This window comes from Nonomuraea ceibae (assembly GCF_019396325.1).
Classification (GTDB): domain Bacteria; phylum Actinomycetota; class Actinomycetes; order Streptosporangiales; family Streptosporangiaceae; genus Nonomuraea; species Nonomuraea ceibae.
In genome coordinates this window covers 21,596-41,873 of the sequence record NZ_JAHKRO010000002.1, presented here as the reverse complement: position 1 = coordinate 41,873, position 20,278 = coordinate 21,596, and the positions used below count along the sequence as shown (strand labels likewise).

18 protein-coding genes and 1 other RNA gene are annotated in these 20,278 nt (G+C 70.1%); 11 read left to right on the top strand and 8 right to left on the bottom strand.

Translation table 11 applies throughout. From position 1 onward, the window contains the following. Positions 1 to 27: 27 nt before the first annotated feature. From KME80_RS01920 to KME80_RS01910, 3 genes are read right to left on the bottom strand one after another with little or no spacing between them, the layout of a single operon-like run. A complete protein-coding gene (locus tag KME80_RS01920) occupies positions 28 to 807 on the bottom strand; it encodes a hypothetical protein (protein ID WP_219499541.1) in 780 nt (259 codons plus the stop codon). Positions 808 to 856: 49 nt separating this feature from the next. Further along, positions 857 to 2,281: a DUF1996 domain-containing protein gene (locus tag KME80_RS49905; protein ID WP_246643753.1), complete on the bottom strand. Its 1,425-nt coding sequence runs from the start codon at positions 2,279 to 2,281 to the stop codon at positions 857 to 859. Continuing rightward, positions 2,278 to 2,922 carry a DUF4142 domain-containing protein gene (locus KME80_RS01910; protein ID WP_219499539.1) on the bottom strand — a complete coding sequence of 215 codons (645 nt, stop codon included), beginning with the start codon at positions 2,920 to 2,922 and terminating at the stop codon, positions 2,278 to 2,280. The genes KME80_RS49905 and KME80_RS01910 overlap by 4 nt, the downstream gene beginning before the upstream one ends. Positions 2,923 to 3,030: 108 nt before the next feature. On the opposite strand from KME80_RS01910, the gene KME80_RS01905 reads away from it, so the two are divergent. From KME80_RS01905 to KME80_RS01890, 4 genes are all read left to right on the top strand, one after another. Continuing rightward, positions 3,031 to 3,585 (top strand): sigma-70 family RNA polymerase sigma factor, encoded by a 555-nt coding sequence (locus KME80_RS01905; protein ID WP_246643751.1) that lies wholly within the window; start codon positions 3,031 to 3,033, stop codon positions 3,583 to 3,585. Further along, on the top strand, positions 3,585 to 3,785 hold the full coding sequence (locus KME80_RS01900) for a zf-HC2 domain-containing protein (protein WP_219499537.1): 201 nt from the start codon (positions 3,585 to 3,587) through the stop codon (positions 3,783 to 3,785). The genes KME80_RS01905 and KME80_RS01900 overlap by 1 nt, the downstream gene beginning before the upstream one ends. Positions 3,786 to 3,868: 83 nt before the next feature. Next, entirely contained in the window at positions 3,869 to 4,675 is an 807-nt protein-coding gene (locus KME80_RS01895) for a tryptophan 2,3-dioxygenase (RefSeq protein ID WP_219499535.1), read from the top strand. A 38-nt stretch (positions 4,676 to 4,713) separates the two neighbouring features. Continuing rightward, positions 4,714 to 9,579: an NAD-glutamate dehydrogenase gene (locus tag KME80_RS01890; protein WP_219499533.1), complete on the top strand. Its 4,866-nt coding sequence runs from the start codon at positions 4,714 to 4,716 to the stop codon at positions 9,577 to 9,579. A 48-nt stretch (positions 9,580 to 9,627) separates the two neighbouring features. Here the strand turns inward: KME80_RS01890 and KME80_RS01885 are convergent, their stop codons facing one another. The 4 genes from KME80_RS01885 to KME80_RS01870 all read right to left on the bottom strand — a co-directional run bounded on the left by KME80_RS01885 (position 9,628) and on the right by KME80_RS01870 (position 12,216). Then, on the bottom strand, positions 9,628 to 10,038 hold the full coding sequence (locus KME80_RS01885; protein ID WP_219499531.1) for a VOC family protein: 411 nt from the start codon (positions 10,036 to 10,038) through the stop codon (positions 9,628 to 9,630). Positions 10,039 to 10,043: 5 nt separating this feature from the next. Further along, positions 10,044 to 10,514 carry a helix-turn-helix transcriptional regulator gene (locus tag KME80_RS01880; RefSeq protein WP_372455323.1) on the bottom strand — a complete coding sequence of 157 codons (471 nt, stop codon included), beginning with the start codon at positions 10,512 to 10,514 and terminating at the stop codon, positions 10,044 to 10,046. Continuing rightward, positions 10,514 to 11,122, bottom strand: coding sequence for a VOC family protein (locus KME80_RS01875; protein WP_219499528.1), 609 nt, complete (start codon positions 11,120 to 11,122; stop codon positions 10,514 to 10,516). Before KME80_RS01875 ends, KME80_RS01880 begins: the two co-directional genes overlap by 1 nt. A gap of 71 nt (positions 11,123 to 11,193) precedes the next feature. Further along, positions 11,194 to 12,216: a DUF8094 domain-containing protein gene (locus KME80_RS01870; protein ID WP_219499526.1), complete on the bottom strand. Its 1,023-nt coding sequence runs from the start codon at positions 12,214 to 12,216 to the stop codon at positions 11,194 to 11,196. A 47-nt stretch (positions 12,217 to 12,263) separates the two neighbouring features. Between KME80_RS01870 and prfB the strand changes: the two genes are divergently transcribed. After that, on the top strand, positions 12,264 to 13,379 hold the full coding sequence (gene prfB / locus KME80_RS01865; protein ID WP_219499523.1) for a peptide chain release factor 2: 1,116 nt from the start codon (positions 12,264 to 12,266) through the stop codon (positions 13,377 to 13,379). Here prfB and KME80_RS01860 read toward each other — a convergent pair. Then, on the bottom strand, positions 13,365 to 13,556 hold the full coding sequence (locus KME80_RS01860) for a hypothetical protein (RefSeq protein WP_219499522.1): 192 nt from the start codon (positions 13,554 to 13,556) through the stop codon (positions 13,365 to 13,367). The genes prfB and KME80_RS01860 overlap by 15 nt on opposite strands. 202 nt (positions 13,557 to 13,758) lie before the next feature. On the opposite strand from KME80_RS01860, the gene ftsE reads away from it, so the two are divergent. The 6 genes from ftsE to KME80_RS01830 all read left to right on the top strand — a co-directional run bounded on the left by ftsE (position 13,759) and on the right by KME80_RS01830 (position 20,137). Next, entirely contained in the window at positions 13,759 to 14,448 is a 690-nt protein-coding gene (gene ftsE, locus KME80_RS01855) for a cell division ATP-binding protein FtsE (protein WP_091079803.1), read from the top strand. 21 nt (positions 14,449 to 14,469) lie between these two features. After that, on the top strand, positions 14,470 to 15,372 hold the full coding sequence (gene ftsX, locus KME80_RS01850; RefSeq protein ID WP_219499519.1) for a permease-like cell division protein FtsX: 903 nt from the start codon (positions 14,470 to 14,472) through the stop codon (positions 15,370 to 15,372). Positions 15,373 to 15,395: 23 nt separating this feature from the next. Continuing rightward, the gene (gene smpB, locus KME80_RS01845; RefSeq protein ID WP_219499517.1) at positions 15,396 to 15,863 is read left to right on the top strand and encodes an SsrA-binding protein SmpB; all 468 of its coding nucleotides are present in this window, start codon (positions 15,396 to 15,398) and stop codon (positions 15,861 to 15,863) included. Beyond that, positions 15,860 to 17,719: a penicillin-binding transpeptidase domain-containing protein gene (locus KME80_RS01840; RefSeq protein WP_219499515.1), complete on the top strand. Its 1,860-nt coding sequence runs from the start codon at positions 15,860 to 15,862 to the stop codon at positions 17,717 to 17,719. The genes smpB and KME80_RS01840 overlap by 4 nt, the downstream gene beginning before the upstream one ends. 303 nt (positions 17,720 to 18,022) lie before the next feature. Next, positions 18,023 to 18,406, top strand: a transfer-messenger RNA (tmRNA) gene (gene ssrA / locus KME80_RS01835). Between the two features lie 411 nt (positions 18,407 to 18,817). Next, positions 18,818 to 20,137 carry a hypothetical protein gene (locus KME80_RS01830; protein ID WP_219499513.1) on the top strand — a complete coding sequence of 440 codons (1,320 nt, stop codon included), beginning with the start codon at positions 18,818 to 18,820 and terminating at the stop codon, positions 20,135 to 20,137. Positions 20,138 to 20,278 lie beyond the last annotated feature (141 nt).

The following is a 20,278-nucleotide window of genomic DNA, read 5'->3' as shown; positions in this document are numbered from 1 at the left end:
GCCACTCCTGCTCTGTCCTGTGCGGGTTCATCCCGCTTCCCGGTACTTCCGCCGGGCCTCGGCGAGGCTCACCGGCGCGTCCATCCGCTCGGCCGGCTCGGCCGGAGCGGCACTGACCGCAGGCGCGTCCACCTGCTCGGCCATCAGCGGCGGCCGCAGCATGGTGGCCAGCAGCCGCACGAGCAGGGCCGACGCCACGGCCGCCAGGCTGGCCATGTACGACCAGGCCACCCAGCTCGCCGCCCACCGGCCCGCCGTCAGCCCGTGCAGGATGGCGACCGGCCACGACACGTACGCCGTGGCGTGCATCAGCCGCCACATCCACGGCCTGCCGGTCACCGCGAACCGGCCCCGGGCGATCCCCGTCACCACGACGACGATCATCAGGTCGAAGGCCAGCGTGCCCAGGCCCACCCAGATCCCCGCCATCGGGATCAGCAGCGCGGCCGGCGGCACGTGCCCCAGCGAGACCATCAGCGCCACGTGCGTGAGCAGGAACGCCGTGCCCGCGAACGCCGCCGCCCGGTGGGCGAGCTGCGCGCGGACCCGGTTCGCCGGCGACAGGAACACGCGCTCGGTGGTGAGCAGCCCGAGCGCCACCGTCGCCGTCAGCGACACCAGCGCGAACACGCCGGCGAAGTACTCAAGGAAGGCCACCCCGCGGCCGAGCAGCTCGATCCCGCGTTCCGTCATGGTCAGGGCGATCCCCGACAGCAGGACGGCGGCGATCGACGCGCTCACCCCGAGCCGGACGTTCCTGGCGTCCAGGCCGCCCGGGGCGTGCCGCGGCTGTCTTCTGTGGAGCATCGGTTCCCTCCAAGGTCGGGTGAGGGTGCGACTCGGGAGGGTCGCCGGGTCAGCAGCGCCGGCCGCGGTTGATGCAGTTGACGGCGAACGACATCAGGCGGTCGGGCATCACGTTCACGAAGTCCGCGTGGTCCGTGACCGGGTTGTGCAGCTGTTCGGGGAAGGCGTCCACGGCGAACGAGCGGCCCGGCGGCACCGAGTACGTCAGCGTCATCCGCAACTGCGGGACCGCCCTGGTGCCCTGCGGGCAGGCGCCGCCCTCGTCGGGGAAGACGATGTGGTCGCGATGGTTGGCGCTGTCGGTGTTCTGGCCGTCCCAGCAGCTCGGGAAGTCCAGGATGCGGGCCACCTGGCTGCCGCGCGGGCACAGCGGGTACTTGTCCGGGCTGATCCGGTTGGTGAAGCCGGTGCAGCTCCAGCCTGCGCGGGCGTTGGCGCCGCCGTTCGTCGCGGCCTTGGCGTCGCCCATGATGATCCGCAGGAAGCGGGGCATGGCCGTCACGCGGGAGGTCGCGTTGCCACGGAACTGCAGCGTCACCGAGCGCGGCCGGAGCACCTGGCCCACGTTGCCGTCCGGGTCGTCGGCGTTGGCGTCCACCTGGCGGTTGCGGAGCACCGGCCAGTAGTAGGTGGACTTGTCGCCCAGGCGGCAGGTGGTGCCGGACGCCTCCAGGCTCTCGTCGGTCGAGAAGGCGTCGGCCGACAGGTTGCCCACGTAGTCGTGCAGGTGGTGTGCGCCGTTGCGGACTCCGGGGGCGACGATGAAGTTGTCCGGGTTGTGGTGGCCTTCGCCGTTCGTCCCGCAGCGGGAGACGAACGAGCCTCGGGAGCCGGTCCGGCCGAGGCGCGCGTCGCCCTGGGACGGCGGGACCTGCCGGATGTCGACGAAGTCGGCGGGGAAGGGGCCGACGTCGGTGCAGTCGCTCTCCTCACCGGTGGGGGAGGGGGAGGGCGACGGGGACTCGGTGGGCTCCTCGGTGGGCTGGCCGGTGGGCTCCTCTGTGGGCTCGTCCGTGGGCTGCTGGGTGGGCTGCTGGGTGGGGGTGCGGGTGGGGCGGCCCCGGCGGCCGAAGGTCTCCGCGGTGGGCTCCTCGACGGGCTCCAGCGCCGGCGCGACGCCCCCGCCCTGGACGAACACGTCGCCGTCGTCCTGCTGCTGCCCCCGGTCCCGGTCCTGGTTCTGGTCCCGGTCCTGGTTCTGGTCCCGGTCCTGGTCCTGGTCCTGGTCCTGAGGGGCTTGCGGGTCCTGGGGTTCCTGCGGGTCCTGGGGGGCCTGGTCGTCGGGGTCCTGCGGCACCTGCTCCTCGGGGTCCTGCGGGGCCTGGTCCTGGCGCTGGTCCGGGGGTCGCTGATTGTCGACCTCGCACTGGTCCGCGCTGGCTGGTGGCGCGCTGCCGATGACGGCCGCGGACACCAGCCCGCCGGCCACCATGGCCAGGGCGGACATGGCCGCGGCCATGCGTCTGGATCTCAAGGTTGTCTCCTTGGGTCGGCCGCCGCGGGGGCGGGTGCTGCGGGTACGGGCATCGGGGGTTCGGGCAGCTCGTCGAAGTCGACGAGCCCGGTGGACTCCAGCAGCGTCATGTGGCGCATGACCACCGTCACCGCCGTCTGGGCGAACTTTCTGATCTCCGTGTTGCGGGTGCCGGCTCGGACGTCCGCCACGACGGCGAACACCTTGCCGTGCGCGGCGCGCAGCAGCCTGGCGAAGTCCCGGTCGAACGCCGGACCGGTCTCGGCGGCCAGTTGAGCCATCCACCGTTGCTGGTCCGGGCTCGGCCGGTCGGGCAGCGGCACGGCGAGCCGTGCCGCCAACCGGCGGACCTGGGCGTCGAGCTTCTTGTGGTCCTCCACGAGGTGCGCTCCGACGTCCTTGACCCGCGCGGAGTCGCCTCGTTGCTGGGCCCACTGCCCGACGGGGATCTCCCAGAGACCCGCCTGCCGTACCTTGACCAGGAAGTCGCGGTCGGCCGGCCCGAGGGGGCCGGCGGCCGTCTGGGTGACCTCGGTCAGGACGGCGGTGTTCGCCTGCGGCATGATCAGCAGAATCGTGAGCGATGCCGCGAGTGCGAAGCCGCCGAACATCACTACTTCGCCGCGCAAAAGCCTGTGCATGGTCGAAGGTACGCGGTCTTTTCCCGACTGGTTCAGCTATGCCCAGAGATAGTTAGAAATGACTGGAGTTATCGGAGTGGCTGCCAGAGTGATAACGAAGGTGTAAAGATGTGCCCCGTGCTAGGTCACCTCGACGGCAGGTTCGAGAGTGCGGATGCCGAGGCCGAGCACCGCATCGCGGTGCTTTACCAAGAGTTCGGCGGCCCTCTACTGCGCCACGTACGCAAGTCGACCGGTAACGATCTTCAATGGGCCGAGGACGTGGTGCAGGAGACGATCGTCCGAGCTTGGCGTAACTCGGCAAGACTGCAATGGGAACCGGGCCTCATCTGGGCGTGGCTGCTGACAGTAGCCCGCAGAATCGTCATCGACGGACGTCGGCGCAGGAGCGTGAGACCTCACGAGGTCGAGCCGCCTGAGGTCGACATGCTCGCGGTGCCGGACGGCTCCGAGCGCGCGTTGTCGGCCATCGTGGTCGCCGATGCGCTCCGTAGCCTTTCGGACGAACACCGTGAAGTCATTGAACAGACCTACCTTCGGGACCGTACGATAAGTGAAGCGGCGGAGATTCTGGGGATCCCGCCGGGCACGGTGAAGTCCCGGCTCTACTACGGCATCCGGGCGCTCCGTGAACTTTTGCGGGACAAGGGGGTAGCCGGCTGATGCATGACGGGGTGGCCGCCTACGTTCTCGGCGTCCTCGACGACGAGGAGCACGAGGCGTTCGAGCGTCACCTCGACGTGTGCGCACGGTGCCAGGCCGAGCTGGTCGAGCTCGCCGGGGTTCCCGACCGGCTCGACGAGCTCAAACGCGAGCCCTCCGCCTCCTCCGGAGACGATCCGCCGATGTCGATGTCGCGTTGACGTATTTCCCCTTTTCGGGTGATATCGGTACGGCGAGGCGTACGCCCGGTCACCCAGGACCGGGCGGTCAGGGGAGGTGTTCGGTGGGCATCGGCGAAGATGCGGCCGCTCCTCGCGACCGCCAGTTCGGTGAGGAGGGCGGCCGCCTGTCCTACGGCGGCTACCTGCGCCTGCCCGAGCTGCTCGACCAGCAGCGCCCCGAGTCGCAGGCGCCCGACGAGCTGCTGTTCATCACCATCCACCAGGTCTACGAGCTGTGGTTCAAGCTGCTGCTGCACGAGCTGGAGGTGGCCAGGACCGCCATGTTCGACGGTGAGCTGTGGCGGGCTCGGCACCAGTTCAAGCGGGTGCACGCGGTGGAGCGGGTGCTGATCGAGCAGGTCGAGGTCCTGGAGACGATGACGCCCCAGGACTTCCTGGCGTTCCGGTCCAAGCTGGCGCCGGCCAGCGGGTTCCAGTCCGTGCAGTTCCGCGAGCTGGAGTTCCTGTCAGGCGCCAAGGACGCCCGCTACCTCGCGCGGCTCCGCGACGCCGACGACACCGAGATCGCCCGGCTGAGACGGCGACTGGAGGAGCCCACGCTGTGGGATGCTTATCTGACCGCCCTCTCCCAGCGTGGCCTGCCGGTCTCCGACGATGACGAGATCATGGGCTCGCTGCTGGCCGTGGCGAGGGACCGCCGGTCGTACGACGACCTGTGGCAACTGGCCGAAGACCTGCTGACGCATGACGAGACCACCGCACAGTGGCGCATGCGCCACGTGCAGATGGTCGAACGGCAGATCGGTACGAAATCGGGCACCGGCGGCTCGACGGGCGCACCCTACCTGCGGGGACGCGTCCGACTGCACTACTTCCCGCAGCTGTGGGAACTCAGAGCCTGGCTGTGAGAAGTCCAGGCGAACCCTCACAAAGGAGTGAGAGCGAAATGCCGCTCGACGAGGCCAAGGATGAGCTGCTCCAAAGAGCCGCGCAACGGTGCGCGGTGAGCAGCGATCATGTGAGCCCCGATGAGGCACTGTCCTTCCTGCGCGTCTACTACCGGCACGTCGCGCCGGAGGACCTGCTCGATCGCAACCCCGTCGACGTGTACGGCCCGGCGATGTCCCAGCGCCAGCTCGCCGAGACGCGCCCCCAGGGCAGAGCCGTCGTCCGTGCCTACACCCCCACCCTGGACGAGAACGGGTGGGACCCGGGCCACTCCGTCGTGGAGGTCGTCACCGACGACATGCCGTTCCTCGTCGACTCCGTGACCATGGAGCTCGACCGGCACGGCATCGGCATGCATCTGGTGGTCCACCCGCAGATGCGGGTGCGCCGCGACATGACGGGCAGGATGCTCGGCCGCGGTCAGGAGGACGTCACCGGCCAGATGCTGGTCGAGTCCTGGATGCACATCGAGATCGACAGGCAGCCGGACCCCGAGGTCCTGCGGAGCCTGGAGACCGACCTGCAGCGGGTGCTCACCGACGTGCGCCACGCGGTCGAGGACTTCGCCAAGATGCGCGCGCTGGCCGTGCAGACCGCCGAGGACCTGAGCGTCAACCCGCCGCCGCTGGAGCCCGCCGAGGTCGAGGACAGCCTCGACCTGCTGCGCTGGCTCGCCGACGGGCACTTCACCTTCCTCGGCTACCGCGAGTACCGGCTGGAGGAGACCGAGCAGGGCGAGGCGCTGCGCGCGCTGCCCGGCGCCGCGCTCGGCATCCTGCGCCACGACAAGATCGGCTCGGAGAGCTTCTCGGTGCTGCCGCCCGAGGTGCGCGCCAAGGCCCGCGAGAAGCAGCTCCTGATCATCACCAAGGCCAACTCGCGCGCCACCGTCCACCGCGCCGCCTACCTGGACTACATCGGCGTCAAGCTGTTCTCGCCCGACGGCGAGGTGATCGGCGAGCGCCGTTTCCTCGGCCTGTTCACGCACGTCGCCTACAACGAGTCGATCTCGCGCATCCCGGTGCTGCGCCGCAAGCTCGCCGACGTGCTGCAACTGGCCGGGCTCACCCCCGACAGCCACGACGGCAAGGACCTCATCGAGATCCTGGAGACGTTCCCGCGTGACGAGCTGTTCCAGACCTCGATCGACCAGCTCCTGCCGATCGCGATGGGCGTGCTGCGGCTGCGCGAGCGCAAGCAGGTCAAGCTGTTCCTGCGCCGCGACGACTACGGGCGCTACATCTCCTGCCTGATCTACCTGCCGCGCGACCGCTACACCACGGACGTGCGGCTGCGGATGCAGGAGGTGCTGCTCAAGGCGCTGGGCGGGCGGACGCTCGACTACAGCGCGATGATCGGCGAGTCCGCGCTGGCCCGGCTGCACGTGGTGATCCGCGGCGAGCGCGGCAAGCAGCTCCCGCCGCCGGGCGTGGACGTGGAGGAGCTGGAGGCGCGGCTGGCCGCGATCACCCGCTCGTGGACCGACGACCTCGGCTCGGCGCTGCTGGAGCTGACCTCCGAGGAGGAGGCCCCGGCCCTCCTGAGGCGCTACCAGTCCGCCTTCCCCGAGGGTTACAAGGCCGACTTCCCGCCCAAGATGGCGGTCAACGACCTGCGCCGCCTGGAGCAGGTCGCCGCCGACGGCGAGATCGAGATCAACCTGTACGAGCCGTACGACGCGGCCGAGGGCGAGCGGCGCCTGAAGATCTACAAGGTCGGCTCGCCGATCTCCCTGTCCCAGGTGCTGCCGCTCATCCAGCGCCTCGGCGTCGAGGTCGTCGACGAGCGGCCGTACGAGATCGACCGCGACAACGACCCGCGCACCAAGAACGCCTGGATCTACGACTTCGGGCTGCGCTACACGCCCTCTCCCGAGGTCGACCGCGACGCGTTCAAGCAGCTCTTCCAGGACGGGCTCATGGCCCTGTGGCGGGGCGACGTGCAGGCCGACAACTTCAACGCGCTCATCCTGAAGGCCGGGCTGACCTGGGAGCAGGTCGAGATCCTGCGCGTCTACGCGCAGTACCTGCGCCAGGCGGGCAGCACCTTCTCCCAGCGCTACATGGAGCGGGTGGTGCTGGGCAACATCCGGCTGGCCCGGCTGCTCGTCAAGCTGTTCGAGGCCCGGCTGGACCCGCGGCGCACCGACGAGTCCCGGTTCGACCTGGCCGAGGCGCTGCACGAGGAGATCCTGGGCGCGCTCGACGAGGTCGCCTCGCTCGACGAGGACCGGATCCTGCGCGCGTACCTGGAGATGATCCAGGCGACGCTGCGCACCAACTACTTCCAGACGGTCGACGGGCGGCGCAAGCCGTACATCTCGCTGAAGGTCGACCCGCAGGCGATCAGCGTGCTGCCGCTGCCCCGGCCGAAGTTCGAGATCTTCGTCTACTCGCCCCGCGTGGAGGGCGTGCACCTGCGGTTCGGGAAGGTGGCCCGGGGCGGGCTGCGCTGGTCGGACCGCATGGAGGACTTCCGGACGGAGATCCTCGGCCTGGTCAAGGCCCAGATGGTGAAGAACACCGTGATCGTGCCGACCGGCTCCAAGGGCGGCTTCGTCGTCAAGCGGCCGCCCGTGGGCGGGTCGCGCGAGGAACTGCTCGCCGAGGGCGTCGCCTGCTACCGGATGTTCATCTCCGGCCTGCTCGACGTCACCGACAACCTCGTCGACGGCAAGGTCGTGCCCCCGCCGGACGTCGTCAGGCACGACGGCGACGACACCTACCTGGTCGTGGCCGCCGACAAGGGCACCGCGACGTTCTCCGACATCGCCAACGGCGTCGCCAAGGAGTACGGCTTCTGGCTCGGCGACGCCTTCGCCTCCGGCGGCTCGATCGGCTACGACCACAAGGCCATGGGCATCACCGCCCGGGGCGCCTGGGAATCGGTCAAGTACCACTTCCGCACCACCGGCGTGGACGTGCAGACGACCGACTTCACCGTGGCCGGCATCGGCGACATGTCGGGCGACGTGTTCGGCAACGGCATGCTGCTGTCGCAGCACATCCGGCTGGTGGCCGCCTTCGACCACCGCCACGTCTTCGTCGACCCCGACCCCGACGCCGCCCGCTCCTACGCCGAGCGGCGCCGCCTGTTCGAGCTGCCCCGCAGCTCCTGGGCCGACTACGACCCCGAGCTGATCTCGGCGGGCGGCGGCGTCTTCCCGCGCACCGCCAAGTCCGTCCAGATCACCCCGCAGATGCGCGAGGCGCTCGGCATCCCCGCCGACGTCACCTCGCTGGCGCCCAACGACCTCATCAGCGCCATCCTGCGCGCCCCTGTCGACCTGCTGTGGAACGGCGGCATCGGCACGTACGTCAAGGCGTCGTCCGAGTCGAACGCCGACGTCGGCGACAAGGCCAACGACCCGCTGCGCGTCGACGCCGCCGACCTGCGCTGCAAGGTCATCGGCGAGGGCGGCAACCTGGGCTTCACCCAGCTCGCCCGCATAGAGTTCGCGCTCAACGGCGGCCTGGTCAACACCGACTTCATCGACAACTCGGCCGGGGTCGACACCTCCGACCACGAGGTCAACATCAAGATCCTGCTCGACCAGGTCGTCCGCGACGGCGAGCTGACCGACAAGCAGCGCAACCAGGTGTTCACGTCCATGACGGACGAGGTCGCCGAGCTGGTGCTGCGCGACAACCACGCGCAGAACGTGGTGCTGGCCGCCGCCCGCGCCCAGTCGGTCGAGATGCTCCACATCCACGCCCGCTACCTGCGCCGCCTGGAGCGGGACGGGCTGGTCAACCGGGAGCTGGAGTTCCTGCCGTCGGACAAGGTGCTCGCCGAGCGCCGCCAGGCCAGGGAGGGGCTGACCGCCCCCGAGTTCTCGGTGCTGCTCGCCTACACCAAGCTGGTGGCCGACGCCGAGCTGCTCGGCAGCGACCTGCCGGACGACCCGTATCTCGCCTCCTGGCTCGTGTCGTACTTCCCGTCGGCGCTGCGCGACCGGTTCAGGACGTACATGGACGTGCACCCGCTGCGACGCGAGATCATCACCACCGGCGTGGTGAACGAGCTCGTCAACTCGATGGGCACCACGTTCATGTTCCGCGTCGGGGAGGAGACGGGCGCGTCCACGCCCGACATCGCCCGCGCCTACCTGGTCGCCCGCGAGGTCTTCGACTTCGCCAGCTTCTACCGGCAGATCGACGCCCTGGACAACCAGGTCGACAACGCCACCCAGCTCGCCATGCTCCTGGAGGCGCGCAAGCTCGCCGAGCGCGGCACCCGGTGGCTGCTCACCAACCGGCGGCCCCCGCTGGACCTGGCGGGCTCGATCGGCTTCTTCGTCAAGGGCGTCAACGGGCTGCTCACCCACATGCCCAAGCTGCTGACCGGGCCCGACCTGGCCGCCTTCGAGGAGCGCCGCGACTCGTTCGTGGCGCGGGGCGTCCCGGCCGACCTGGCCGAGCGGGTCGCGGCCATGGTGCCCGCCTACTCGACGTTCGACCTGGTCGAGGTCGCGTCGGTGACCGGGCGGCCGGTCAACGAGGTGGCCGAGGTCTACTGGGACCTGGCCGACCGCCTCCAGCTCGCCCGGCTGCGCGAGCGGGTCATCGCGCTGCCCCGCGACAACCGGTGGAACGCGATGGCGCGGGCCGCCCTGCGCGACGACCTGTACGCGGCGCACGCCTCGCTCACCCGTGACGTGCTGGCCCACAGCACGCCGGGGCTGCCTCCGGAGGAGCGGCTGGCCCGCTGGTCGGAGGCCAACTCGGCGGCGGTCGGACGCTCGCGGCAGACGCTGTCGGAGATCTGGGAGAGCGACAACTTCGACCTGGCCACCCTGTCGGTCGCGCTGCGCGCCATCCGCACGCTCGTCTCGGCGAGCAGCCTGCCCCGCGCGGAGGCATAGCCCGGCGACCCGGCGTGGGCGTCTCCTCCGGGGGCGCCTGCGCCGGCGTCAGCCTGCCTGCTGGATGCGCACCAGGTTGCCCGCCGGGTCGCGGAAGGCGCAGTCGCGCATCCCGTACGGCTGGTCGGTCGGCTCCTGCACCACCTCGGCCCCGCTGGCGGCCACCCGCTCGAACGTGCCGTCCAGGTCGGGCGTGGCCAGCAGAATCCACCCGTACGTGCCCTTGGCCATCATCTCCGCGATCGTGCGGCGCTCGTCCTCGGTCACGCCCGGATCGGCGGCCGGCGGCGCCAGCAGGATGGACGTGCCCGGCTGCCCGGCCGGCCCCACCGTGATCCAGCGCATCCGGCCCTGCCCGACGTCGGAGCGCACCTCGAAGCCGAGTGCGTCACGCCAGAAGGCCAGCGAGGCGTCCGGATCGTCATGCGGCAGGAAACTGGAGTGAATCGTGATGTCCATGACGGTTACGGTAGTTGCGGCTCGGTCATCGACGCCCCCCGATTCCTGACCGGTCTGGTCACCTGTTTCGCCACGCACGACGGCATGCCCTCCGTCGCGCCCGCCGCCTGCCGCCTGTAGACGCTCGGCGGCACGCCCACGAGCTGGGCGAAGTGGCTGCTGAACGTGCCCAGCGACGAGCAGCCGACCGCGAAGCACACCTCCGTGACGCTCAGCTCGCCGCGCCGCAGCAGCGCCATCGCCCGCTCGATCCGGCGCGTCATCAGGTAGGAGTACGGAGACTCGCCGTACGCCTGACGGAACCGGCGGCTCAGGTGCCCGGCCGACATGTGCGCGCCCCGGGCCAGCGCCTCCACGTTCAGCGGCTGGGCGTACTCGCGGTCGATCCGGTCCTTGACCCGGCGCAGCCGCGTCAGGTCGTCCTGGACCCGCACCGGGGCGGCGAGGTCCGCGCGCCCCCAGCCGGGGCGGCACACTACGCCGTCTCCCACAGGTAGCCGTCCGGGTCGGCGAAGGCACCCGCGTCGGCGCCGACCACGAGCCGGTGCGAACCGGAGCCGTCGGGGGACACGCCGGCGACCTTCGCCAGCCCCTTGCGCTTGTACAGCGCCAGCTTGACCGGGCTCGAACCGGCGGCGAACTCGACGTACTTGCTGCCGAAGCTCTTGCCCACGGTGAGGCCGCGCTCCACGTAGAACCGCTTGCTCTCGGCCATGTCGGCCACGCCCAGCAGCAGCACGAACTCGTCGACCTGCCGGGCGGCCGGGCCGGTGTCCTTCTTCGACGACGACGCCACCTGCCAGACCGTCCCGTCGGGGGCCCGCAGCACGCCGCCGTAGCCCCACAGCGACTTGGCCGCCGGCTTCAGGGCCGTCGCTCCCGCCTCCACGGCGGCGTCGAAGAAGGCGTTCACGTTGGCGGGCTGGGAGACGACGAGCGACAGCGTGAAGCCGCGGAAGCCGGTCGCCGGCGCCTCCGAGGGCCGCAGGCGAAGCTGCTCGCACGGGCCGAAGGCGGCGGAGTAGAACTTCTCGGCGGCGGCGAGGTCGTCCACCTCAAGGGTGACGGAGTCGATGGATGTCATGTCGCCGACGCTAGTGGCGGGCCCCGCCCGGAGGCTTCTCGATTCCTGACCGGTACGGGGGCCGCGCCGCGTCAGTCGCCGCCGGCGCGGACGAGGGAGCCGTCGTGGGCGATGACCTCGGCGGCCTTACGGGTCGTGGAGGCGGGGACGGAGGTGACGTACTGGTGCACCTCGGAGAGGCGGAGGGTGCGGCGGACGACGGGGGCGGAGATGGCCCAGCGGGCGGAGGACGGGACCGGGATGTAGTCGTCCTCGGCCGTCTTCGTGGTCGTCGTGGTGGTGCGCGAGAGCGCGTACTGGATCAGGGCGCCGCCGTCGGCGGTGCGCAGGCCGTAGACGGGGAAGTCGTTGGCCGTGAAGATCGAGTCGTAGCTGAAGCCGTTCTTCTTGGCCTTCTCGCGGTCGGCGGTGATCTGGGTGGCGACCTCGGTGGTGTGGGGGCCCGCGGCGATGAGGCCGGCGGCCACGCCGTCGCCGCCGGTCTCGGCGACGGTGGCGTGCAGGGGGCCCAGGTATTGAGGGCTGACGGTGATGGCCTTGTCGTCGGCGGGGACCGCCGTGGCGTAGCCGTCGGGGTCGAGCGCGACGGGCGGCAGCTCCCGGCCGGGCAGGAGCCGGGCGGCGGCGCCGAGCCGCCAGTCGCCGGCCTTGGCGAAGGTCAGCACCGTGGGGTGGCCGTCGCGGGTGGCCACCACGCTGAACCAGGGCGCCCGCTCGCCTGCCGGGAAGCGGGGGACGTACAGCGTGGGGGAGCCCCAGGCGCGGGTCGGCGGCTTGCCGGAGGTCGACAGGAACGCGGCGGCGGTGAGCCGCGCCTCGGCGTCGCGGGTCAGCTCCATGTCGAGCCGCTGGTCACCGGCGGCGCGCAGCAGGTTGTCGGTGGCGGTGAAGGTGGCGAACACCTCGGCCGCCTCCTCCGGCGTCACGGCGGTGACGGGCGCCGTCGGGGACGCCGTGGGCGAGGGCGAGGGCGTGGCGCCCCGGGGTGTGGCCGCCGGGCCGGGAGCCGGGGCGGCAGCGCTGGAACAGCCGGCCGCCCCCGTCAGCAAGGCGACGGTGAGTGCCAGCGCCTTCAGCCGACCGTGTACACGCACCTCGCCATGTTATTCGGGCACGCGAGGGTCGCGTACCCTAGGGAGACGTGGCAGTCATCGATCCGGCAGAAGAGATCAACGAGCTCGCGGGCACGCTGCGCAGCATCCAGGACGTGCTCGACCTCGACGGCATGCGCAAGCAGATCGAGGAGCTGGAGGAGCAGGTGGCCGCCCCCGACCTGTGGGACGAGCCCGACAAGGCGCAGAAGGTCACCAGCAGGCTCTCCCACATGCAGGGCGAGCTCAACCGCGTGGGGGGGCTGGTGCGCCGCCTCGACGACCTGTCGGTGCTCTTCGAGCTGGCGGCCGAGGAGAGCGACGACGACACGCGGGCCGAGGCCGACCGCGAGCTCGCCTCGCTGCGCTCCGACATCGGCGCGCTGGAGGTGCGCACGCTGCTGTCGGGCGAGTACGACGCGCGTGAGGCCCTGGTGACGATCAACTCCCAGGCCGGTGGCGTCGACGCGGCCGACTGGGCCGAGATGCTGCTGCGCATGTACCTGCGCTGGGCCGAGCGGAAGAACTACTCCACCGAGGTCTACGAGACCTCCTACGCCGAAGAGGCCGGGATCAAGTCGGCCACGTTCGCCGTCAAGGCCCCCTACGCCTACGGCACGCTCCGCGGCGAGCACGGCACCCACCGGCTGGTGCGCATCAGCCCGTTCGACAACCAGGGCCGCCGGCAGACGTCGTTCGCGGGCGTGGACGTGGTGCCGGTCGTGGAGCAGACCGACCACATCGACATCAACGAGGACGAGATCCGCGTCGACGTCTACCGCTCGTCGGGCCCCGGCGGCCAGGGCGTCAACACGACCGACTCGGCCGTCCGCATCACCCACCTGCCGTCCGGCATCGTGGTCTCCTGCCAGAACGAGCGTTCGCAGCTCCAGAACCGCGCCACGGCGATGAACGTGCTGCAGGCCAAGCTGCTGGAGCGCAAGCGCCAGGAGGAGGCCGAGAAGATGTCGGAGCTGCGCGGCGCCACGACCACGTCATGGGGCACCCAGATCCGCAACTACGTGCTGCACCCGTACCAGATCGTGAAGGACCTGCGCACGGGCACGGAGGCGGGCAACCCGTCGGCGGTGCTCGACGGCGACCTCGACGGCTTCATCGAGTCGGAGATCCGCTGGATGCGCCGCCAGGAGTCAGAGCCCGCCTAGGTGCCGCAGGGCCAGGGCCGCGAACAGCAGCACGACCAGCAGCGTGACGATGAGGGCGGGTGACAGCCCGGCGAAGCCGTGGCCGTGCATCCGCTCCCGGTTGGCGCGGCACAGAGCGCACCGGCCCTCGATGACTGGGTGGGCGCACTGCGCGCATACGAGGTGTTGGCAACTCATGTCAGCCCCAAGTCTAGCCGCACAATCGTTTTGTTTCCGTTATGGACGTTCCATGCCAGTCTTCCCCCTAGACTGTGCTCTGGCCAATCGGAACGTCGATCATCGGTAAAGATGGGCGTCCCCGATCGGCGTGCGGCGGGAAGTGGGCATGTGCCACCCTCGCTCCGTCCTGACCCCTAGACTGGCATGCCGTGATGCTCTCGTGATCCATTTCGATAATGTCACCAAGGTCTACGCGAACCAGAACCGGCCCGCTCTCGACCACGTCTCCGTCGACGTGGACAAGGGCGAGTTCGTGTTCCTCGTCGGCCCTTCGGGGTCAGGCAAGTCCACGTTCCTGCGACTGATCCTCAAGGAGGAGCGGCCCAACTCCGGCGCGATCCACGTCGCCGGCAAGGACCTGGCCCGCCTCTCCAACTTCAAGGTGCCGCACCTGCGCCGCCGCATCGGCTGCGTCTTCCAGGACTTCAGGCTGCTGCCCAACAAGAACGTCTACGAGAACGTGGCGTTCGCCCTCGAGGTCATCGGCAAGCCCCGGCGGTTCATCCGCAAGGTAGTGCCGGAGGTCATCGAGCTCGTCGGCCTGGAGGGCAAGGCCCACCGGATGCCCGACGAGCTCTCCGGCGGCGAGCAGCAGCGCGTCGCCATGGCCCGCGCGTTCGTCAACCGCCCGATGATCCTGCTGGCGGACGAGCCCACGGGCAACATCGACCCCGCGACGAGCATCGGCATCATGAAGGTGCTCGACCGGATCAACAGGACCGGCACCACGGTCGTCATGGCCACGCACGACGCGGCCATCGTCGACTCCATGCGCAAGCGTGTCGTGGAGCTGGAGGACGGCAAGATCGTCCGCGACCAGTCGCGTGGCGTCTACGGCCAGGCGTACTGAGCAGGGAGCAGCTGACACATCATGCGGGCGAACTTCATCTTCTCCGAGGTCTGGATCGGCCTCCGTCGCAATCTGACCATGACGATCGCGGTCATCATCACCGTGGCTGTCGGCATGGCGATGCTGGGCGTCGGCTTGATGATCAACGCCCAGGTCACGATGATGCAGGGCTACTGGTACGACAAGGTCGAGGTGTCGGTCTTCCTCTGCGCCAAGAACAGCCAGATACCCGCCTGCAACGGCAAGGCCATCACCGACGCCCAGACGAAGGCGCTGGAGCAGCAGATCAAGGCCATGCCCGGCGTCGAGAAGGTCTACTTCGAGGACCAGGCCAAGGCCTACGAGAACTTCCAGGACTCCGCCGCCAACAACCCGCTGGTCAACGCGACCAAGGTCGAGGACATGCCGACCTCGTTCCGCGTCAAGCTGGCCGATCCCGACAAGTACCAACCGGTGATCGACGCCTTGAACGGCCAGCCGGGCGTCGCCCAGGCGATGAACCAGAAAGAGCTGATCGAGAAGTTCTTCGTGATGCTCGACAAACTACGTGGCGGCGCGCTGGCGGTCGCCATCATCTTGGTGCTCGCGGCGGCCCTGCTGATCGGCAACACGGTGCGGCTGTCGGCGTTCAACCGGCGGCGCGAAACGGGCATCATGCGGCTGGTCGGCGCCTCCAACCTCTACATCCAGCTCCCCTTCGTCATGGAGGGCATGATCGCCGGCCTGGTCGGCGGCGTGTTCGCGGCCGTGATGCTGATCGTGGCCAAGGTCTTCCTGTTCGAGGAGATCGGCCGCTACCTGGCGCTAGGGGCGCAGATCGGCTGGAACGACGTCGCCTCCGTGATCACCCTGACCATGGTCATCGGCGTGCTGATCTGTGTGCTGGCGTCGTTCGTCACGCTTCGCCGCTACCTCAGGGTCTGACGAAACGCCGGTAAGGTCGAAGCATGCCACGTGAGACCGGGCGGAAGGTCATCGCCCAGAACAAGCGTGCCCGGCACGACTACCACGTCGAGGACACCTTCGAGGCGGGGCTCGTGCTGCAGGGCACCGAGGTGAAGTCGCTGCGTGAGGGCCGCGCCTCGCTCGTCGACGGCTACGCCACGATCGACAACGGCGAAGCGTGGCTGATGAACGTCCACATCCCCGAATACACCCAGGGGACGTGGACCAACCACGCCGCCCGCCGCAAGCGCAAGCTGCTGCTGCACCGCAAGGAGATCGACAAGCTCGCCGCCAAGACCAAGGAGGGCGGGCTCACGATCGTGCCGCTGTCGCTGTACTTCAAGGACGGCCGCGCCAAGATCGAGATCGGCCTGGCGCGCGGAAAGAAGGACTGGGACAAGCGGCAGTCGCTGGCCGAGCAGCAGGCCAAGCGGGAGATGGCCCGGGCGCTCCGGCACCGCAACCGATGAGCCGAGCCCGCCGTACACTCGCCGCGACCGTCACGCTGGCGGTCGCGAGCATGACGCTGACCGGCTGTTTCGAGGAGGCGTCACCGCACGACGCGGTGCGCGACTTCCTGGTGGGCTGGCAGGCCGGCGACTACGAGCTGGCCGCCGGCCGCACCGACGCCGATCCGGCCGCGGTGAGCAAGGCGCTGTCCGAGGTCAAGCTGCAGCTCGACGCCGCCTCGTTCCGGTTCAGGATCAAGAGCGTGAAGGTGACCGGCGAGGAGTCGCGGGCCGACTTCGCCGCCGAGGTCGACCTGGGCGACAACAACCCGCTGTGGACCTACGACGGCGTGCTGCCGCTGCACCTCGTCGACGGGGCCTGGAAGGTGCGCTGGTCGCCGTCCGTGCTGCACCCGCAGCTCCAGGAGGGGCAGCGGTTCGCGGTCAAGACCGAGCCGCGCTCGCGCCAGCCCGTCCTCGACCGGGACGGCAACGCGCTGCAGGAGCAGACCTACCTGTACGTGGCGGGCGTGGTGCCGTCGCAGCTCGGCGACCGCGCCGAAGCGGTCGTCAAGCAGCTCTCCCAGGTCACCGGCTACGCCGAGGACCGGCTGCTGAGCCGGATCCGCTCGGCGCCGCCGAACGTCACCGTGCCGCTCGTGACGTTCGGCCGCACCCGCTACCTGTCGATCAAGGCCAAGCTCGACGCGATCCCCGAGATCTCGACCGTGCCGCAGGAGCAGCCGGTCGACCCGGACGATCCCAAGCAGATCGTCGGCAAGGTCAGCGCGCTCACCCCGGAGACCGAGCAGAAGCTCGGCGGCCCGCAGCGGGCCGGCGACTCCATCGGGCAGAGCGGCCTCCAGCAGGCCTACCAGGACTACCTCACCGGCTCCACCCGCACCCGCGTCATCACGCTCGACCTCAAGTCCGGCCGGGAGATGGCCTCGCTGGAGGAGTGGCCGGGCAGGCAGAACGTCTCCGTCGAAACCACGATCGACAGCTCCGTGCAGGCTGCGGCCGAGCACGCCGTTTCGGCCACCCGGACGAGCGCGATCGTGGCGGTCAACTCGCGCACCGGCGAGATCCTCGCGGTCGGCGCCAAGGGCATGCACCAGGAGAAGGACGCGCTGGCGGGCCGGTTCCCGGCGGGCACCGCGTTCTCCGTCGTGGCCGCCGACGCGCTCGTCAACGCCGGCGTGCGCACCACGCAGCGGCTGCCGTGCCCGCCCGAGCGGTCGGTCGGCGGGGCGCGGTTCGCCAACACCAGCCAGATGACCGGGGCCACGCCGACGTTCCAGGAGAACTTCGCCAAGGGCTGCGTCACCGCGCTCGCCTCGCTGGCCCGCCGGGTGAACGCCACCGACCTGGCCAAGAGCGCCGAGGACTTCGGCATCGGCCGGCCCTGGCAGCTTCCGCTCAAGTCGTTCAGCGGCGAGCTGCCCAAGCTGGCCAGCGACGCCGACAAGGCCAGGGCCATCGCCGGGCAGAGCGTGCTCGTGAGCCCGCTCAGCATGGCGCTGGTCGCGGGCGCGGTCGCCTCCGGCACCTGGCACCCGCCGGTCCTGGTCACCAAGCCCAGCTCGCCCGACCCCACGGCCGAGATGACGCCACAGCCGCCGCTCCAGCCGGTGCCCGTCGACCCGGCCGTGCGCAAGGCGCTGGTGTCGATGATGAAGGCGGGAGCCCAGGGCACCCCGGCACAGGCGGGACGCGGCCGCGTCTACGGGGTCCGCGCGACGGCCGTCGACAAGGACAAGCAGCTGGGCTGGTTCGTCGGCTGGCAGGGCGAGATCGCCATCGCGGCGCTGACCAGGAACCACGACCCGTCGGCCGTGGCAGGCAGCTTCTTCGCGGCGCTCAATGACTCTCCGTGATTTGTTGTGACACAGAGCAACCATTGGGCGGTGCGGCTGCGTCTTACAGGATGACTGTGCCCGCTCGGGGGGTTGCGGGTTCAGTCGCCGTGATGGGACAGGACTTCATCTCGGGGGAAGTCCTGCCGTCCGGACCGGCTCGACCCTGCCGGTCGACCCCCGGGAACGCGAGCAGCTGTGCCACGTTCCCGGGGGTTTCGGCATGCCGGGAATTGAGTTGGCATCCTCGGTGTTGTGAGAGGTATCGTCGTCATGCGCGATCTCCTCGGATTCCATCCGAGGGCTCGTGTTGACAACTGCACAGGGGGTGACTGGCTTCGACTTCGACTTTGCAAGTCAGGTGAAGCGGGCCGAGGACTGCGGACATAACCTCGTTAATCCTGTGACCGCAAACAACAAGTGCCAATTCCAAGCGCACTGAGGTCAGCCAGGGTTCCCTGGCTCTCGCTGCCTAAGTAGCGAAACCTCTGTCAGCCCGGGAGTGCCTTCGGCCCGGGATCTGGCATCGCTAGAAGGCTCAACCGATCAACCCGGCCACGGGGGTGATCGGGAAACCAAACAGTGGCTGAGCCCGTCGGCGACTCGCCTGCGTGATCGCCGGGGCTGAGAAAAGCACAGCAGGCTGCGCCCGGAGAAGCCCTGCCTTGGGGTTGAAGGACGCGGGTTCGATTCCCGCCACCTCCACATCTGTGGTCTCGCCCTCCGCGCCTTCGGGCGCGGGGGGGCGAGTCTTTTGTGACGGCTCCCGCTTCGGCGGGGGCCGTTTTTTCGTTGGTACGGGTGCCGCTTTTGTCGGGTGTTTGCCTGACATGCGTCGGGGGCGGTGGGTCGTAGGCTCGCGGACTGCCATGCCTGGAGAACGGGCGCGTGCCGAGCCCTGCGAGAGGTCGTCGAGTGTCCACCCCCTTCCCGCCACCTCCCGGACCGATGCCCGCCCGGCCACCGGGGCCGTCCGGGTGGCAGCCCGGCGGTCCGCGACCGAACCCGCAGGGGCCGCCATACGGGCCGGCAGGGCCGGGCGGGCCTGGGGGACCGTGGCCGCCTCGGGCGCCCCGGCGTAAGGGCGGTGGGTCGGGGCCGCTAATCGTGGTGCTGGCCGTGGTGGGGCTCGTGGTCGTGGTCGGCGGGCTGGCCGGGGGGTGGCTGCTGCTCAACCAGGACCGCGGTGAGCCGCGGGGCAGGGTGGGGGCCGTGGACGACGACCGGCGGGGGCGGACCCGGTCGCCGTCGCCCGTGGCCGAGGCGGTGAAGCTGCGGGCGGTCACCGGGGACCAGATCTGCGCCGTCGTCCCGGACGCCCTGCGCAAGAGCCTGGTCGCCGACGGCAGGTACGCGAGCGAGGACGCCTCGACGCAGGCGGCCACCGAACGCGAGAAGCGGGCCGCGTGCGCGTGGCGCAACAGCAAGATGGACGTCGGCGGCGGCGTCATCGGCTACCGCCATATGAGCATCATCGTGGCAGCCCACGCCGCCGAGGGCCGCGACGCGCTCGCGTACGCCAAGGAGCGCTTCGGCAAGGACAAGGAGGCCGCCGGGCGGCGGGTGAACGTCCGCGACGGCAAGCGGGTCGACGGCCGGACGTCCGGCTCGGCGTTCGGCGAGATCAAGGAGCTGACGTACGGCGACGCCTCCTACAGCCAGTCGTCCATCGGGCACGGCGGGCTGAAGGCCGAGGTGTTCGTCCGGCAGGGGCCGTGGCTGATCGAGGTCGAGTACGGCGGCGACAACCGGACCGGGGCCAAGTACCCCGAAGGGGACGAGGTGCGCGCGGCGGCGAACAAGGTCGCCGAGCTGGTCGCCGCCGAGATGGCCAAGGACGCCGGCCGGGTGAAGCTCACCGGCCCGTGCGCGATCCTGGCCGCCCGCGACGTGGAGGCCGCGTTCTTCCCGGCCGCCGAGGGCCCGGCCGTCGGCGGGAGCGACGGAAGGATCAAGCAGACCACCTGTACGTGGACCGTCGCCGAGCGGGTCGAGCACGAGCCCGGCCAGGAGTACGCCGCCCGGGGCGGCCGGTTGGGCGTCCACGTGACCGAGTGGGGCGGCGGCGACACGGGGGCGGCGTTCCAGTTCGACAGGGACGCCAGGAAGTACGACCGCTACCGGGCCGAGGGCGGTATCGGCAACGACGTCACGCACACCACCTACGAGCCCCGGCAGCAGGTCGCCGGGCTCGGTGACCGGGCGTTCGCGGTGGTCTCCGCGACGACCGACCCGAAGGACCCGGACAAGCCGCCCCGGATGGAGCTGCTGCTTAAGGTGCTGGCCGGGGACCGTACGGTCGAGTTCACGTTCCGGGGGACGACGACGGGCGGCGGCGTGGTCGGCGCCGACGGCTACCGGGAGCCGGTTTTCGACCCGTCGGTGGCGCGCAAGGGGCTGGAGAAGCTGGCCAGGTCGTTCATGGCCGGTGCCGGATGACGCCCGCGACCGGTGGGGTGCCCGTCGTGGGCCAGGGGCGGGCGGGAGGGGGCCGACATGGCGGGATCATCGCAGACTTTACTTATCCGTGTATTGGGCGAAACGTCACTCCTGTCACACTTTGCTGATCTACGGTGTGTC

Coding starts and splice junctions, on each gene's coding strand:
- KME80_RS01840 (WP_219499515.1), top strand. CDS start 15,860: ATGAGCCGAGCCCGCCGTACACTCGCCGCGACCGTCACGCTGGCGGTC.
- KME80_RS01900 (WP_219499537.1), top strand. CDS start 3,585: ATGCATGACGGGGTGGCCGCCTACGTTCTCGGCGTCCTCGACGACGAG.
- KME80_RS01920 (WP_219499541.1), bottom strand. CDS start 807: ATGCTCCACAGAAGACAGCCGCGGCACGCCCCGGGCGGCCTGGACGCC.
- KME80_RS01890 (WP_219499533.1), top strand. CDS start 4,714: ATGCCGCTCGACGAGGCCAAGGATGAGCTGCTCCAAAGAGCCGCGCAA.
- KME80_RS01905 (WP_246643751.1), top strand. CDS start 3,031: ATGTGCCCCGTGCTAGGTCACCTCGACGGCAGGTTCGAGAGTGCGGAT.
- smpB (WP_219499517.1), top strand. CDS start 15,396: ATGCCACGTGAGACCGGGCGGAAGGTCATCGCCCAGAACAAGCGTGCC.
- KME80_RS01885 (WP_219499531.1), bottom strand. CDS start 10,038: ATGGACATCACGATTCACTCCAGTTTCCTGCCGCATGACGATCCGGAC.
- ftsX (WP_219499519.1), top strand. CDS start 14,470: ATGCGGGCGAACTTCATCTTCTCCGAGGTCTGGATCGGCCTCCGTCGC.
- KME80_RS01875 (WP_219499528.1), bottom strand. CDS start 11,122: ATGACATCCATCGACTCCGTCACCCTTGAGGTGGACGACCTCGCCGCC.
- KME80_RS01910 (WP_219499539.1), bottom strand. CDS start 2,922: ATGCACAGGCTTTTGCGCGGCGAAGTAGTGATGTTCGGCGGCTTCGCA.
- KME80_RS01860 (WP_219499522.1), bottom strand. CDS start 13,556: ATGAGTTGCCAACACCTCGTATGCGCGCAGTGCGCCCACCCAGTCATC.